This is a genomic window from Rhizobium sp. BK650 (assembly GCF_014195325.1).
GTDB lineage: Bacteria > Pseudomonadota > Alphaproteobacteria > Rhizobiales > Rhizobiaceae > Rhizobium.
Window position 1 is genome coordinate 214,608 of the sequence record NZ_JACIBK010000005.1, and the last position, 14,336, is coordinate 228,943.

Annotated in this window: 10 protein-coding genes; 1 reads left to right on the forward strand and 9 read right to left on the reverse strand. The window is 58.5% G+C overall.

From position 1 onward, the window contains the following. Window positions 1-19: 19 nt before the first annotated feature. Both FHX15_RS14800 and FHX15_RS14805 read right to left on the reverse strand, forming a co-directional pair. Window positions 20-1,012 carry a TRAP transporter substrate-binding protein gene (locus FHX15_RS14800; protein ID WP_184398256.1) on the reverse strand — a complete coding sequence of 331 codons (993 nt, stop codon included), beginning with the start codon at window positions 1,010-1,012 and terminating at the stop codon, window positions 20-22. A gap of 17 nt (window positions 1,013-1,029) precedes the next feature. Then, window positions 1,030-2,859: a TRAP transporter large permease subunit gene (locus tag FHX15_RS14805; protein WP_184398258.1), complete on the reverse strand. Its 1,830-nt coding sequence runs from the start codon at window positions 2,857-2,859 to the stop codon at window positions 1,030-1,032. Window positions 2,860-3,404: 545 nt separating this feature from the next. On the opposite strand from FHX15_RS14805, the gene FHX15_RS14810 reads away from it, so the two are divergent. Beyond that, entirely contained in the window at window positions 3,405-3,566 is a 162-nt protein-coding gene (locus FHX15_RS14810; RefSeq protein ID WP_184398259.1) for a hypothetical protein, read from the forward strand. 76 nt (window positions 3,567-3,642) lie between these two features. Here FHX15_RS14810 and FHX15_RS14815 read toward each other — a convergent pair whose 3' ends face one another. The 7 genes from FHX15_RS14815 to FHX15_RS14845 all read right to left on the reverse strand — a co-directional run bounded on the left by FHX15_RS14815 (window position 3,643) and on the right by FHX15_RS14845 (window position 14,142). After that, window positions 3,643-4,074: a hypothetical protein gene (locus tag FHX15_RS14815; protein WP_184398261.1), complete on the reverse strand. Its 432-nt coding sequence runs from the start codon at window positions 4,072-4,074 to the stop codon at window positions 3,643-3,645. A 120-nt stretch (window positions 4,075-4,194) separates the two neighbouring features. After that, window positions 4,195-5,760, reverse strand: a complete 1,566-nt coding sequence (locus FHX15_RS14820; RefSeq protein ID WP_184398263.1) for a SpoVR family protein — start codon at window positions 5,758-5,760, stop codon at window positions 4,195-4,197. Further along, window positions 5,757-7,034 carry a YeaH/YhbH family protein gene (locus FHX15_RS14825; protein ID WP_184398265.1) on the reverse strand — a complete coding sequence of 426 codons (1,278 nt, stop codon included), beginning with the start codon at window positions 7,032-7,034 and terminating at the stop codon, window positions 5,757-5,759. The genes FHX15_RS14820 and FHX15_RS14825 overlap by 4 nt, the downstream gene beginning before the upstream one ends. Window positions 7,035-7,071: 37 nt before the next feature. Continuing rightward, window positions 7,072-9,015: a PrkA family serine protein kinase gene (locus FHX15_RS14830; protein WP_184398267.1), complete on the reverse strand. Its 1,944-nt coding sequence runs from the start codon at window positions 9,013-9,015 to the stop codon at window positions 7,072-7,074. Window positions 9,016-9,426: 411 nt separating this feature from the next. Next, window positions 9,427-10,776, reverse strand: a complete 1,350-nt coding sequence (locus FHX15_RS14835) for an FAD/NAD(P)-binding protein (protein WP_184398269.1) — start codon at window positions 10,774-10,776, stop codon at window positions 9,427-9,429. Window positions 10,777-10,900: 124 nt separating this feature from the next. Next, window positions 10,901-12,268 carry a sigma-54 dependent transcriptional regulator gene (locus FHX15_RS14840; RefSeq protein ID WP_184398271.1) on the reverse strand — a complete coding sequence of 456 codons (1,368 nt, stop codon included), beginning with the start codon at window positions 12,266-12,268 and terminating at the stop codon, window positions 10,901-10,903. Beyond that, complete coding sequence (locus tag FHX15_RS14845) at window positions 12,265-14,142, reverse strand: sensor histidine kinase (RefSeq protein ID WP_184398273.1); 1,878 nt, start codon at window positions 14,140-14,142, stop codon at window positions 12,265-12,267. Before FHX15_RS14845 ends, FHX15_RS14840 begins: the two co-directional genes overlap by 4 nt. Window positions 14,143-14,336: the final 194 nt, after the last annotated feature.

A 14,336-nucleotide genomic window follows, 5' to 3' on the forward strand; every position in this document is an offset into this window, starting at 1 on the left:
AACTCGTCATTCTGGGACCTTAAGCCGACTGGATGGCCTTGATGCGATCCAGCCCGCCAACGATGGGAGCGAAATCATCCCAGACCCCCTGGGCGCCCCTCTGCCACGCCTCGAATGCTTCCGGCTTCAACAGCTTGCCGCCGTTCTTCAGCGAGATTTCCACCGACGCCGCCTCATCATCGACGATGAGTTGGTTGAAGTAGGCTGCACCCTCGGCGGACGCCTGCTGCAAGACAGCCTTTTGCTCGCCATTCAGTCCATTCCAGAAGGTTGACGAATAATAGATGATGCCAGATGCCCAGATATGGCCGGTCTCAGTCATGTAGGGCACGACTTCGTAGAGCTTGAAGCCAGCATAGGCCGACTTCGTGAGATCCATCGCGTCGGCAACGCCCGTTGCCAGCGAATTATAGGTCTCGGTGATGGGAATGCCGATCGGCGTCATGCCGAAGGCGCTCCAGAGCTTGGAGTGCAGCGGACTTTGGATGACACGGATGCGCTTGCCCTTAAGCTGTTCAGGGCGCGTGACCGGCTCCTTGGTTAGGAGATGACGGGCGCCATAATTGATGAAATCGCCGACGACGAAATTCTGCGCCTGCAGCTTGCCTTTAAGATCCGCACCAATATCTCCGCTGACGGTGCGACGGACATGATCGGCGTCGCGAAACAGGAAGGGAAGATCGAGGATCTGCAGTTCCGGCACCCAGCCAGAGAGCGACGAGACTGTCGAAAGGCTGGCATGGATGGAGCCGAGGCGAACACCTTCGGCCACTTCCTTTTCGCCTCCGAGCGCACCGCTCTTGACGATGTTGAACTTGAACTGGCCAGGCAGCTTGGCTTCAACCAGCTCGCCGATCTTAAGCCAGATCTTGGTCTCCGGTTTGTCGTCGCCGAGCAGCGAAGCAATGGTAATCGTCGTCGTTCGAGCGGCAGCCTTACGGACCAAGGCTGGTGCGGCAAGCGCTATCCCAGCGATCGCGGCGGCTTTCAGGAAGGTGCGTCGTTTGTCCATTGATCGGGTCCTGTCTATTAGAAGATGATCGCCCAAACGCAGAGGATTGCGAGTGAGACGAGAAGCGCAAGCAGATAGGGAACGACCGCTTTGAAAAGCGCGGAGGCCGGAATGCGCGTCACGCCGCTGACGACGAAGATCAGCATGCCGAGCGGCGGCGTCAGGCCGTGGACCATCAGATTGACGACGATGATGACACCAAAATGGATGGGATCGATGCCGGCGGCGACGGCTGCGGGCAGAAGGATCGGCCCAAAAAGCAGGATGGCAGCGCCGATATCGAGAACGAGCCCGACGACGAGCAGGATGATGTTCGACAGCAGGATCACGGCAAGTGCGCTGCCGCCGAGAGCCGTCGTCAGGCCGGAAATCAGGCCCGAAACATCGTCTACGGCCAACAGGAAGGCAAAGGGGCCGGCCGTGCCAATCAGCAGACCGATCGCAGCAGCTTCGACCGCCGCCTGCCGGAAGGCCGCATAAAGCGAGCACACTCCAAGCCGCGCCCCAATGGCGAGCAGGAAAGTATAAAAGGCGGCAAGGGCCGCGGCCTCCGTCGTCGTAACGATGCCGATGCGTATACCGACGACGACGATGACACCGAGACCGAAGGCGGGGATCGCCTGAACGGCCGACTGCCAGCGTTGCGCCGACGTGGCCAATGGCAAAGGTGACTGGTCGCGAACCGTCAGATGGATCGCGACAGCAAGGCAAATGGCCATTAGACCACCAGCGAAGAAACCTCCGACCAGCAAGGACCCAACCGAAAGATTGGTGGCGGTTGCCAGGATCAGAAAGGCGATCGACGGTGGAATGACGTTATCGAGCACCGAAGTCGCCGCGATGATCGCCGCAGCCTTGGCGGGCGGATAGCCGTGGCGAACGAGTTCCGGCTGGAAGGTCGATGCACCGAACGCCGCATTGGCAACCGAGGAACCGGAGGCACCGGAAAAGAGCACGCTGGTCAGCAGCGTCGTCTGGGCGAGACCGGCGCGGCGATGACCGACCATGGCCGCGGCAAACCGGACGAGTTGGTTGGCAACACCTGATGCTGTCAGCAGACCGCCTGCAAGCAGGAAGAAAGGGATGGCGAGCAGAAGAAATTTAGAGATGCCGGTCACTGTCGAGGAGACGATCGCCGGCTCCGGCAGGCTGCTGCCAAAGGCGATTACGACATAGGCAGCAGCCAGAAAGGCATGAGGCAGCGGAGCGGCAAGAACCAGGCCGATCGCCGCAATCAGGCCAAGAAAGATACTGGGCGGCCAGTCGATTTCGGTCGAGACAAGCGGAATGCTTGCATAAAGCGCGGCTCCCATCGCAAGGGAAGAAAGAACCGGCCGTATCTTACCTTCCGCGATGCGTTGCAACAGAAGAACGACGAGGATCAGCGCGCCGCCGGCACCCAAAAATCCGAAGCGGATCCATTCCGGCACGCCAAGCGTCGGCGAGATACCGCCGAGCATCGCCATGATCTCGCTGCCACCGAAACTGAGGATAAGGCCTGAGAGCACCGTGAAGACATCGGCAGCGACCTCTATTGCGGGGTGCACCCGCTCCGGCATCATCTTCACGAAGACATCCAGACGCATGGCGAGCGCACTGTTGAGGCTGAGTGGCGCGCCGAGCGCGATCAGCAACACATGCAGCCAGATGCCGAGGTCTTCCGCACCGATGAAGCCGGCCGCGAAGAAATAGCGCATGCAGACCGTAGCCAGTACCGTGCAGAGCAGTACGGCGAGCACCGACGCGGCAGCCACGCCGAGGACCGCTTCGCTTGCCTTCAGAATGCGGGCTGCGAGCCCGCGTCCCGTTGTCTCCTGTTGACCCGGATGAAATTCGCTGGCTGCCACTGCACTTGCTTCCTTGCCGTATGTCAGGCGCTCTCAATTATGGAGAGGTCGCAATGAATGAGCGTCGACCAGGTGCGTTGCGCGCCTTCGACTCGTCCCTGCTGAGGCGCCAGAACCTTTTCGCCGAAACGATCGGCTTCCTCAAGCAGCGCCATGCCGGAAAATGAAGGTTTCGACGCCCGCTTTCTGATAGGCCTCAAGCGTGCGCAGCCCTGTCTCGGGCGAAATCGGGATCAGGCCGCACGAGGCCGATGCTTGCCGAGAGGGTTGGGGACGACGTTGAGATCATGCGGGGCAGCCAGCTTCAGGCCTGCATGCAAGCGCCGCCATGCGCGGTCACCGACAGAATCGCTGCGGACGACTTAAGCGTTGATTGGGGGCGGAGCGACGGCGCTCGTCGCCATCATCTATGGCAGATGTGGCAGATGGGCGATTAGGGCCGACACTCGGCGATGCGCATTACTTTATGACTTATAATGAAGACCATGCGCCCTTTGCCGAGGCGTCTTTTCGCAGCGATACCACCAGGCTTTATGAGACGCTCGATGCGCCGCTTCAGGGGCTGGAGCATCTTGTCGGTTATAGTTTCCATCGCTGACACGGCCGTCTGGCCCATGGTTCTTCGCTTCAGACGCCGCAAAGGCGACCTCAACGACTTCCCGGATGTCCGCCGCTGGTATCTGCAGATCGCCACCGACAACAGGTGAAGTGTGGCTACGAAGTGCCGCACTTCACCATTCCGGTTCGGCTGCCGTCTCTAATCTCAAAATGGCTTGGCCGCAACTATCGCGTGAAAAGCAGCCGCATGCGTGCCAGGATACCCTTCACACCTGTCACGGAGGCTGCCCTCAGATGGCGGGCAACAACACCTGCATCGACCTGTGCTCCGAAATGGCAGGAGCAGACGAGACCATGCAGTTGCCGATCGCTAAGATCGAAGAAGCTCTGGGCATCCCCATAAGTATCGCCCTCGAGACCTGAAGCACGCAGCACCGGATCGGCATAGGCCACGGAGATGGGCGATCCGGCAATCCTCATCATCCCGCGCTGGTCGCGAGGCAGATATTCGGTTTCCCGAAGGGTAACGAGCGAACGCGTAGGATCGCTTTCCAGAAGCTCCGCCCACCGGTTCAAGCGCTCGGCTCGAGACAGTTGTGGTGTTGTGCGGCTGACTCTGGCTTTAGCCTTGAGCTGGTCGACTGCGTATTGTTCCATAGCGGCCTCCTATTCGGATAAATAGACTGCACGCCCCCATTGGAAGGTTGACCTGAACTGCGCTGACTGTCCAATCACGTTTGAAGAACGTTCCTCCTGAATGGGCGCAATCTCACCCGCTCAAGCAAATTCGCTTTGTCGCGAAAACGTTCGCGGATGGGCGACGTGCTTGCGCACGATATTTTCCTTGCTGTCGAGTTCTTCCAGCAGAACGTCATAGCTCCATAAATCGGCAAGATGCTGCAGAACGAGCTTCAAGTCGTCCTCTTCCAGGAACTCGTCATTGGCCGCCCGATGTTGCAGCAGCAATCTGCGGTCGCCGGCGAGATCGACATCGACGATTTCGATTGCTGGGTCGGTATGGCCTATGTCGTAGTCGCGAGAGAGCTGCCGGCGGATACGCCTGTAGCCGCGCTCGTCATGGATCGCCGAAACCAGGATGCCCTCCTCGATCTCAGGATCGTCATGAAGCTGAAACATGCGCCATTGCCGCATGAGGCGTGGGCTGAGGAACTGGCTGACGAAGCTCTCGTCGCGGTAATTGGCCCAGATATCACGCAATACCGCCATAGCATCGCCTCGTCCGGCAATATCGGGAAACCACTCGCGGTCTTCGGCTGTCGGATCCTTCACGATACGCTCAATATCCTGCATCATCGCAAAACCGAGGGCGTAGGGATTGAAGCCGGAGAAGCGCCGGTCGTCGAACATCGGCTGGAAAACGACATTCGTGTGGGATTTCAGAAACTCGAAATAGCTGCCGTCACTGATCTGCCCGCGTTCATGCAGGCGCTGCATAATGTTGTAATGGACGTAGGTGGCGGTCCCCTCGTTCATCACCTTGGTCTGGCGCTGGGGGTGAAAATACTGGGCGACGTGGCGGACGATGCGCAATATCTCGCGCTGCCAGGAATGCAGCCGAGGTGCGGATTTTTCAAGAAAGTAGAGAATATTGTCCTGCGGTAAACCCAGTGCGGCCCGCCTGCGTTCCAGATCGCGGTCGGACTTGTTGCGCTTCTGACCGACAGGTACTGTCCGCCAGAGATCGTTGAAAATCTTCTCCTCGTGGGCGCGGCGCTCCTGCAGCCGCTTTTCTTCCTGCCTCAGGTCAACCTGCGTCTTGCCGGCATAGCGGTGTACGCCGTGCGACATCAGCGCATGGGCGGCATCCAGCGTTCGCTCGACGGCCACCTCACCGTAACGTTCCTCGCAGCGGGAAATATAACCCTTGGCAAAATCGAGATAGTCGAGAATGCCTTCTGCGTCGGTCCAGAGCCTGAAAAGATAGTTGTTCTTGAAGAAATGGTTATGGCCGAAGGCAGCATGCGCTATGACCAGCGTCTGCATGGTCGCCGAGTTCTCCTCCATGAGATAGGAGATGCACGGCGAGCTGTTGATGACGATCTCATAGGCGAGATCGCGCATCCCTCGCCGGTAGAATGCTTCGTGATGGGCAAAGTGCTTGCCAAAGGACCAGTGGCGGTAAAAGAGCGGCATTCCGGTCGAAGAATAGGCGTCCAGCATCTGCTCCGAGGTGATGACCTCGATCTGGTTCGGATAGACATCTAGTCCCAGCTCTCCAAGAGCGATATCCTCACAGGCATCGTGAATGCGCTGCAGGGTCGGGAAATCCCAGTCAGCGCCTTCAAAAAGCAGCTTTTGCTTATACCCGGTGATGGTCTTCATGTGGTCGGCCCCGCCGCAGCGGTCTTCTTCTGAAACAAATCGTGAAAAACAGGGAATATCTCGTTCTTACGGCAGACCTTGCGTATGGCGAGCGGAAGTGCTGTGGAGCGGATCTCCTGATAGAGCGTCCACAGCGGTGACCTTGAAACCGAAGAATCGCCGTCTTCCTCACCGACTTCGATATAGGCGAAGTACTGGCAGACCGGGAGGATTTCATGCTCCAGCAACTGCCCGGTCAAGGCGCCATCGGAGTAGGAATTGTCGCCATCCGAAGCCTGGGCCGCATAGATGTTCCACTCCGTCGGATCGAAGCGCGCGGCAACGATCGAACGCATGGCGGCCAGTGCGCTGGATACCAGCGTGCCGCCCGTCGCGGGGCTGTAGAAGAAGGTCTCCTCATCGACCTCCTCGGCCTTTTCCGTATGCCTGATGAAGACGATCTCGACCTTTTCATAGCGCTGGGACAGGAAGAGATAAAGGAGCAGGTAAAAGCGCTTGGCGAGATCCTTCATATGTTCGCTCATGGAGCCGGAAACGTCCATCAGGCAGAACATCACCGCCTTGACGACAGGCTTCGGAACGTTTTCAAAGCGCCGGTAGCGCACGTCCAGCGGATCGATATAGGGAATGCGCTTGCTCTTGAGGATCAGCGCCTTAAGGCGCTCCTCCAAGACGAGGCGCTCTTCTGCGTTGTCACAGTCTTCGATCTGCTTCTGAAGCGCCTCGATTTCCTCTGCCTTCGGGCGGTGAAGCGCAAGGCGTCGCATCATGGCAAGGCGAGTCGTACGACCAACGGCGATATTGGAAGGGGAACCGGAGACGGAGAAACCGGCCCGTTGCGGCGTCACCTCCTCGGTTTCGCTCAACTTACGTTTGGCGAGATCAGGCAGTTCCAGATCATCGAGGAAGATGTTGAGAAATTCCTTCCGAGTGAGCACAAAACGAAAGCCATCCTCGCCATCGCCCTCTCCTGCCTCCTTCGACCGGCCACCCCCGGATGCCGGTGGCCGCTTGATAAGATCGCCTTCGACGAATTTCTGATTACCCGGAAGGATGCGGTCCTGAATTCCGCCCCCACCCCGGTGAAAGCCGGGTTCGGCCATACCGCCGATCGGAAGAGTGACTTCGCCGCCATCCAGCACATCGCGGATGGAGCGGTTCTGCAAAGATTGTTTTACCGCCTGCTCCACGGCGTCCTTGGCGCGCCGTAGAAACCGTTGTCGATTTTCCAAACTTTTACCGCGCGGATTTAGCCGCCGGTCTATGATGTGCATGTTTGCTCCTACATGGGTACTTGCTCGGACGGCCTACCTAACTCGCCTGCTTGACGCGCATGTACCATTCCACCAGCCGGCGAACCTGCCGTTCCGTGTAGCCCCGCGCCACCATGCGCGAGACGAATTCGCTGTGCTTCTTTTCTGTTTCACTATCCTTCTTCGATCCGAACGAGATGACCGGCAGCAAATCCTCGACCTGCGAGAACATCCGCTTTTCGATAACTTCCCGGATCTTTTCATAGCTCGTCCAGGAAGGGTTCTTGCCGCCATTGGCAGCACGTGACCTCAGCGAAAACTTGACGATCTCGTTGCGGAAATCCTTTGGATTGGCGATACCCGCAGGCTTTTCGATCTTCGTCAGTTCCTGATTCAGCAGTTCGCGGTCGAGCAGCTGACCGGTGTCCGGGTCCTTGAAATCGATATCCTCGATCCAGGCATCGGCATAATCGACATAACGGTCGAACAGGTTCTGACCGTAGTCGGAATAAGATTCCAGATAGGCCTTCTGGATCTCGTTGCCAATGAATTCCGCATAACGCGGCGCCAATTCTGCCTTGATGAACTCCATGTAGCGCTTTTCCGTCTCCTCGGAAAACTGCTCGCGGCGGATGGCCTGTTCCAAGTCATACATCAGATGAACGGGATCGGCCCCGATATCCGTCGCGTCGTGATTGAAGGTCGACGCGAGAACCTTGAACGCAAAACGTGTCGATATTCCGTCCATGCCTTCATCAACACCAGCGGCATCGCGATATTCCTGCACGCTCCTGGCGCGCGGATCGGTTTCCTTCAAGCTCTCGCCGTCATAGGCACGCATCTTGGAGAAGAGATTGGAATTCTCGTGTTTGCGAAGCCGCGACAGGACGGAGAAACGAGCCAGCATCTCCAGTGTTGCAGGCGCGCACGCCGCATCCGCAAGCTCCGATCCTTCTATCAGTTTTTCATAGATCTTCTGTTCCTCCGTCACCCGCAGGCAATAGGGAACTTTGATAACGCAGATGCGATCGATGAAAGCTTCGTTGTTTTTGTTGGCCTTGAAGCTTTGCCATTCGGCTTCGTTCGAATGCGCAAGGATAATGCCAGAGAAGGGGATCGCACCGATATTTTCGGTGCCCATATAGTTGCCTTCCTGCGTCGCCGTCAGGAGCGGATGCAGCATCTTGATCGGCGCCTTGAACATTTCCACAAATTCGAGCACGCCCTGATTGGCGCGGTTGAGACCACCGGAATAGCTGTAGGCGTCGGGGTCGTTCTGCGAATAATGCTCGAGCTTGCGAATATCGACCTTGCCGACCAGCGACGAGACGTCCTGATTGTTCTCATCGCCCGGTTCCGTCTTGGCAATTGCGATCTGCCGCAACCTCGACGGCTGGACCCTGACGACTCGGAAGCGGGAGATGTCGCCATCGAACTCATCGAGCCGCTTCACACACCATGGGCTCATCAAACCGCTGAGACGGCGAGTTGGGATGCCGTATTCCTTATGCAGGAGCGGTCCCATGGTCAGGGGATCAAAAAGATTGAGGGGGCTTTCGAAGACCGGACTCAATTCGTCACCGGCTTTCAGCACATAGATGGGGATGACCTCCATCAGCTGCTTCAGGCGCTCAGCAAGCGAAGATTTACCGCCGCCAACGGGACCGAGCAGGTAAAGGATCTGCTTACGCTCCTCCAGTCCCTGGGCAGCATGTCGGAAGAAGGAAACGATCCGCTCGATCGTCTCTTCCATGCCGAAAAATCCCTCAAAGGCGGGATAGGTCCGAATGGTCCTGTTCATGAAAACCCGGCCAAGCCGCGAATCCTTCGCCGTGTCGACGATCTCGGGCTCGCCAATTGCCGAAAGCAGCCGCTCGGTAGCATTGGCATAAGCCATCGGGTCCGTTTTACACAGCGCAAGATAGTCTGATATAGACATGTCCGTCTCGCGTCGAGACTCGTAGTTACGGGTGAACGCATCAAATAGGGAGTTGTTCAGCATAGGCCCTCCTATAAAGGTCTGCCTCAGCGATTTTCGCCTTCGCTAAGTAAGATGGTGCGCCAATGTTTCGAAAGATCAAGGTCTTCCTAGACGGAAATAAGACATGGCTGGCATTCCAGCACCGCAACACAAAAAAGTGCGCGCAACTCATCAATTTGATCCCCGAAAGTTGACCACCTCTATAGCTTTGTAGCAGCGCTCGGAGTATCATTCGCGCGCGGCATAAAAGAGAACGCCGCGCACCTTCACGCCAATGACGTGAACATGTGCCGATCCCGATTGACGGCTGCCTGATTCGTTGGAGCGAGAATTTTCTCGCTGTCCGAGTACGGGGCATACGCCCAGAAATGCAGGGCTTGATCGAGAAGCTGACGGTAGAACAACCCACGCGATTGTTGGTTCTAAATCCTCTTACATTGCTATTTGCGCTGCAACCTGTTCTGCCTGAGCCCTGATATCGGGAACCGCGGTTATTTCCCAGAATTGACCGGCGGTCAGCGCTCCGACTGCATAGAGGTTCGATTGCACCGTGCCTGTTGAATTCAAGGTGCGAGAGGCCCGGTCGACCGAGATGCCGAGCCCAAGGGGATCTGCAACGACGAGGCCCTGCCGTCTCATCTCCTGGAGAAGCGGTGAATGCACCAGCCCTGCGCGTTCCATGCCCGTGCAATTGACGATCCAGTCGACTGAAAGGGCGATCGTCTCCTGGCTCCCTCGCCTGCGATATTCGATGCAGAATTCGTCGCCGGCATCACTGAGCGTTTTGAGATAGCCTGAGTGGAAATTGACGACGCCCTGCTGCCGCAATTTATCGAATTCGTCATGGATGGCAGGCGCCAGGCGATGTCGATGGATGTTCCACCACGGCAGGGCATGCCTCAGGAAACGCGATCGCTCCGACGGGGCGAGGTCCTGCCAGAGGACTTGAGTCTTGGGCCGCAGGGCGTCCATGAGGCTTCGCCAGTTGGTTCCTGACCGAATCTGCTGTCTGAAACCGTGAAGCATTCGGCTGAGTGTAATTCCCCTTGCATCGATCTCGATGGCTGCAGGTGGTTTAGGATCGCGGGCATGTCCGTGAGGCACAAGCCCGCGCCGCGAGAGAACGTCGATGCGGCCACGATGTCCATGCGATCGAAGCGCGAGAACCTGGTCGATCATGGTAAGGCCCGAGCCCAGGATGCAAACCCGATCGAGCGGCCCGACGCGTGTGAGCCAGGAAAGGCGCCAGGGATTTTCGATCACATGCGAGCGCATCGTGGCTCCAAGACCTTCGATATCGACCGGCAATTTCGCATTTCCGAGGCCAAGGCAAAGAACGACATGGCGACCGGCGATTTCGCCGCCATGCTCCAGAAGAAAACCAAGGGTGCCTGAATAGCGCTCGACGCAGCCGGCGGCCTTGGCTTTGATGAAATCGACACGGCACCGCTCATTATTGCGTCTCAGCAGATTTGCAAGCGTGTCCCTGACATAAAGGCCATAATCGCTGCGCGACGCGAAATCGGCATCCCGTGACGGACGATCTTTACGGCTCAGCCACTCTATGAAATCGGCCGGTCTGTCCATGAAGAGGCTCATGCGCGCTGCTGGGACATTCAGACGGTGAAGATGCATTTCGGTGCGATAGGCCGTGCCTCTGCCGAAGCCTGGATCGTCGCCGATCACCGCGACGGACGCCGTCTGCGGAAGTTTCCGCACAAGATTGCAGACGACCGCGATCGCAGAAAAGCCGGAGCCGACAACCACTACATCATAAATCAAGCGCTTGTTCCATGATTGGCCGCATGAGGCATTGATCATCTAGCGCAGTTCGACGACTTGTCACTGCCCCAGACTTTCGGCCGAGGCACCTATATGCTGACCGGCTTCGGCCGATAACCGACAGTCAACTCTCGGGCTTTGAAGAGCTGAATGCGGCCCGCTCGATGCCGTGACGCTGCAGCTTGTCATAGAAGGTCTTGCGCGGAATACCGAGCGTTTCGATCGTCCGGCGCACATCGCCATCGTTCCGCATCAGCGTTTCGCGGATAATATCGGCTTCGTAGCGATCAACCCTTGCCGGTAACGGCAGTGCGGTTTCATTGTTCTCGATGCCGTTTTGCCGCGTTTGCACCGGCGCCGCTTCAAGTCCGAGGACGAAGCGCTCCGCGAAATGCGAGAGCTCGCGCACATTCCCCGGCCAGTCGCGGGTTTTCAAATGGTGGTGCAGGTCAGGCGAAGCCGAAGGAACCGAGCGTTTGAAACGTTCGGCGGCCCGGTGGGTGAAATGGGCGAAGAGGAGCGGGATATCGTCGCGTCGGTCGCGCAACGGCGGGATGCTGATCGTCACGACATTCAGGCGATAATAGAGGTCCTCGCGGAAATCGCCGCGCTCGCGCGGATTGCCGAGATCGATCTTGGCCGCTGCCACGACACGCAGGTCGACCGGCCGCACCTCGTTGGTGCCAAGCGGCATGACTTCCCGCATTTCCAGGACGCGGAGCATCTGCACCTGGGCCGACGCCGGCATGCTTTCGATCTCGTCGAGAAAAAGTGTTCCGCCGCTCGAATGTTCGATGCGGCCGATGCGCCTCTTCTGGGCTCCGGTGAAGGCACCGGCCTCATGACCGAAAAGTTCGCTTTCGATAATCGTTTCCGGCAACGCGCCGCAATTCAAGGCCACGAAATTTCCCCTCGCGCGCCGGCTCCAACGATGCAGCAAGTTTGCCACCACTTCCTTGCCACTGCCGGTTTCACCGGTCACAAGTACGTCCACATCCGTGTCAGCGATCTGACGCAGCGTTCGCCGCAGGCGCTGCATGGCCGGCGTCTGGCCGATCAGCGGCAGGTCGCCCTGCGCCTGCTCCGCAGCCTCGCGCAGCGACCTGTTATCGAGCACGAGCCGGCGCTTTTCTGCCGCACGACGCACGCTCTGCACCAGCCTGTCAGCCGCGAAAGGCTTGGTGATGAAGTCGTATGCTCCGTCCTGAATCGCCTTTACGGCCATCGGGATATCCCCGTGTCCGGTAATCAGGATGACCGGCAAGTCTCCATCGAGCCGCCGGATTCGGTCGAAGAGCTGCAGCCCGTCGATGTGCGGCATCCGGATATCGGACACCACGACACCCGAAAACTCCGAGGTCAGATCCTTCAGCGCTTCCGTAGCGGAAGAAAAGGTCGAGACGGAAAAGCCGGCAAGCTCCAGCGTCTGTTTCGTCGCCTTTAGGAGATCCTTGTCGTCATCGATAAGGAAGACCGGGATTGCTTCGCTCATGCCTGTGCTTTCTGCAGATAAACGGTAAAGCGGGTGCCGCTGTCGTTGCTTTCGACTTCGATACGGCCGCCATAATCGGCAACGATATCCTTGGAGATGACGAGCCCAAGCCCCAGGCCTTTTTCCTTCGAGGTGTTGAAGGGTGAAAAGAGCGACCCGAGGATATCCTCCGATATGCCGGGACCATTGTCGACGACCGTCACGGCTACCTCGCCGTCGGACTCCTCGCAGAAGACATCGACCTTTGCCCTCTCCCGGCTCTCCAGCGCTTCCAGCGCATTCTGAAAGAGGTTAATCAGCACCTGTTCCAGCCGGATGCGGTTACCGATTACCTTCAGATCGGTAGACGGCAGCCTGATATCGAGCGCATCCAACCGACCGGCAAAGCGGCTTTTCAGCAGCACGACCGCGCCCTCGATCACGGCGCGCAGCTCTATTGGCTCGGCAGCGGTACGGCCCTTGCGGGCAAAGGTCTTCAGCTCCTCGGTGATGGTGCCGATACGCTCCGTCAGGCCGGCAATTGCATCGAGATTATCGTCGGCCGATTGCGGCTGCTGACGTTTGAGGAAGGTGCGGGCATTATCGGCATAGGCACGAATGGTTGCGAGGGGCTGATTGATCTCGTGCGCCACGCCGGCGGCGACCTGCCCTAAGATTGCCAGGCGGTTCGCCTGCACGAGTTCCTGCTGCACCACTTGCAGCCGCGCCTCGGTCGCGCGGTGGTCCGATATCTCCTCCTGCAGGCGGTCACGGGCGCGGCTGAGATCCTGCGTGCGCTCCAACACCCGGCGCTCCAGCTCCTCACGGGCGGCACGCTCGGTGGCGATACGCATGACGGCGATCTGGCGGCGGCGCAAAAGAAAGGTGATGACCGCGAGCACAGGAACGAGAGCGGCCAATGTCAGCAGCCGCCATTCGCGGACGGAGGAGGCAATCGGCGCTTCGGTCGGCACGAGATATTCGAGTTGCCAGGATGTCGACGGCACATCCGTGCGCAGTCGCAGGAATTCGCCCTTCCCACCGCCCGGCATGACGGCATCGACGATTGCGGCTCCTGGCCTCAGCGCCTGCCTTTCGTCGATCGGCAAGGGGACCAATGGCGCCTCGCCGAATTGCAGGCTGCTTCTGATCGCTGCAAGATTTTCCTGTGGCAGAGGTTTGGTCGTCATGAACCGCCATGACGGCAGGCTGGTGATGAGCACGACGCCATGTTCGTCGACGACATAGGCCGGCCGCGCTGTTTCGCGCCAGTCGGATTCTAGCTCATCGAATTCCATCTTGATGACGACGACACCGAGCGGAGCGGCGGCATCTCCGACCCGCCGGGAAATATAAAGGCCCGGCCGGTTGCTGACATTACCGAGTGCGAAATGTTCTGCCGTACCTGTTTCCATTGCCCGGCGAAAATAGTCGCGGAAGGAATAGTTGTTGCCGACGAAACTTAGAGGCTCCTGCCAATTGCTGGAGGCGATCGCGATGCCATCCTTACCGGTCACGTAGAGAACCGAGGCGCGGGTACCGGCGACGAGGCTCTGGAGCTTGCGGTCAAGCCCCACGACGGCCTCTGCCTGCCCCGAGGCCAAAGCATCTCGCACCTGCCGGTCATCGGCCAGGAGCAGCGGCAGAGCCCGCGGCCCTTCGAGCACTGCACGCAGCAGCGCTACCTTGAGATTGGCGTCAGTCTGCCCTTCATCTTCCAAAGCTGCGATCGCCTGAAGGCGGCCATAGATGCCTGCGCCGTAAAGGGCCGTTGCGATGAGGGTTGCGGCGAGCGCGGCAAAGATCAGCCAGACCGATCGGGCGCGCCGGCCAAGCTGTTCAGGCGTCAGGAAAGCTTCGTTTGCTGTTTTCTGGAGCATGACTGCATTGTGCATTTTTTCGCACGACCGGCAAATCACTTTGTGCGGAAAATCGCACCATCGCAATTGTCGTAGCTCTACACGTTGAAAAATTTCAACAGGTTAGCCAATCGGGGAAAGTGGCACGCGCATTGCAAAACAAATCTCATCAGTCGGGAGGCTGTTTAATCATCATGACTTGCCCGCCGCCATATTGGCGTCCGGCACAG

What these genes read in the sequence shown, in the direction of transcription:
- FHX15_RS14840 (WP_184398271.1), bottom strand. Translation starts at nt 12,268, where the DNA reads ATGAGCGAAGCAATCCCGGTCTTCCTTATCGATGACGACAAGGATCTC.
- FHX15_RS14800 (WP_184398256.1), bottom strand. Translation starts at nt 1,012, where the DNA reads ATGGACAAACGACGCACCTTCCTGAAAGCCGCCGCGATCGCTGGGATA.
- FHX15_RS14830 (WP_184398267.1), bottom strand. Translation starts at nt 9,015, where the DNA reads ATGCTGAACAACTCCCTATTTGATGCGTTCACCCGTAACTACGAGTCT.
- FHX15_RS14825 (WP_184398265.1), bottom strand. Translation starts at nt 7,034, where the DNA reads ATGCACATCATAGACCGGCGGCTAAATCCGCGCGGTAAAAGTTTGGAA.
- FHX15_RS14820 (WP_184398263.1), bottom strand. Translation starts at nt 5,760, where the DNA reads ATGAAGACCATCACCGGGTATAAGCAAAAGCTGCTTTTTGAAGGCGCT.
- FHX15_RS14845 (WP_184398273.1), bottom strand. Translation starts at nt 14,142, where the DNA reads ATGCACAATGCAGTCATGCTCCAGAAAACAGCAAACGAAGCTTTCCTG.
- FHX15_RS14810 (WP_184398259.1), top strand. Translation starts at nt 3,405, where the DNA reads ATGCGCCGCTTCAGGGGCTGGAGCATCTTGTCGGTTATAGTTTCCATC.
- FHX15_RS14815 (WP_184398261.1), bottom strand. Translation starts at nt 4,074, where the DNA reads ATGGAACAATACGCAGTCGACCAGCTCAAGGCTAAAGCCAGAGTCAGC.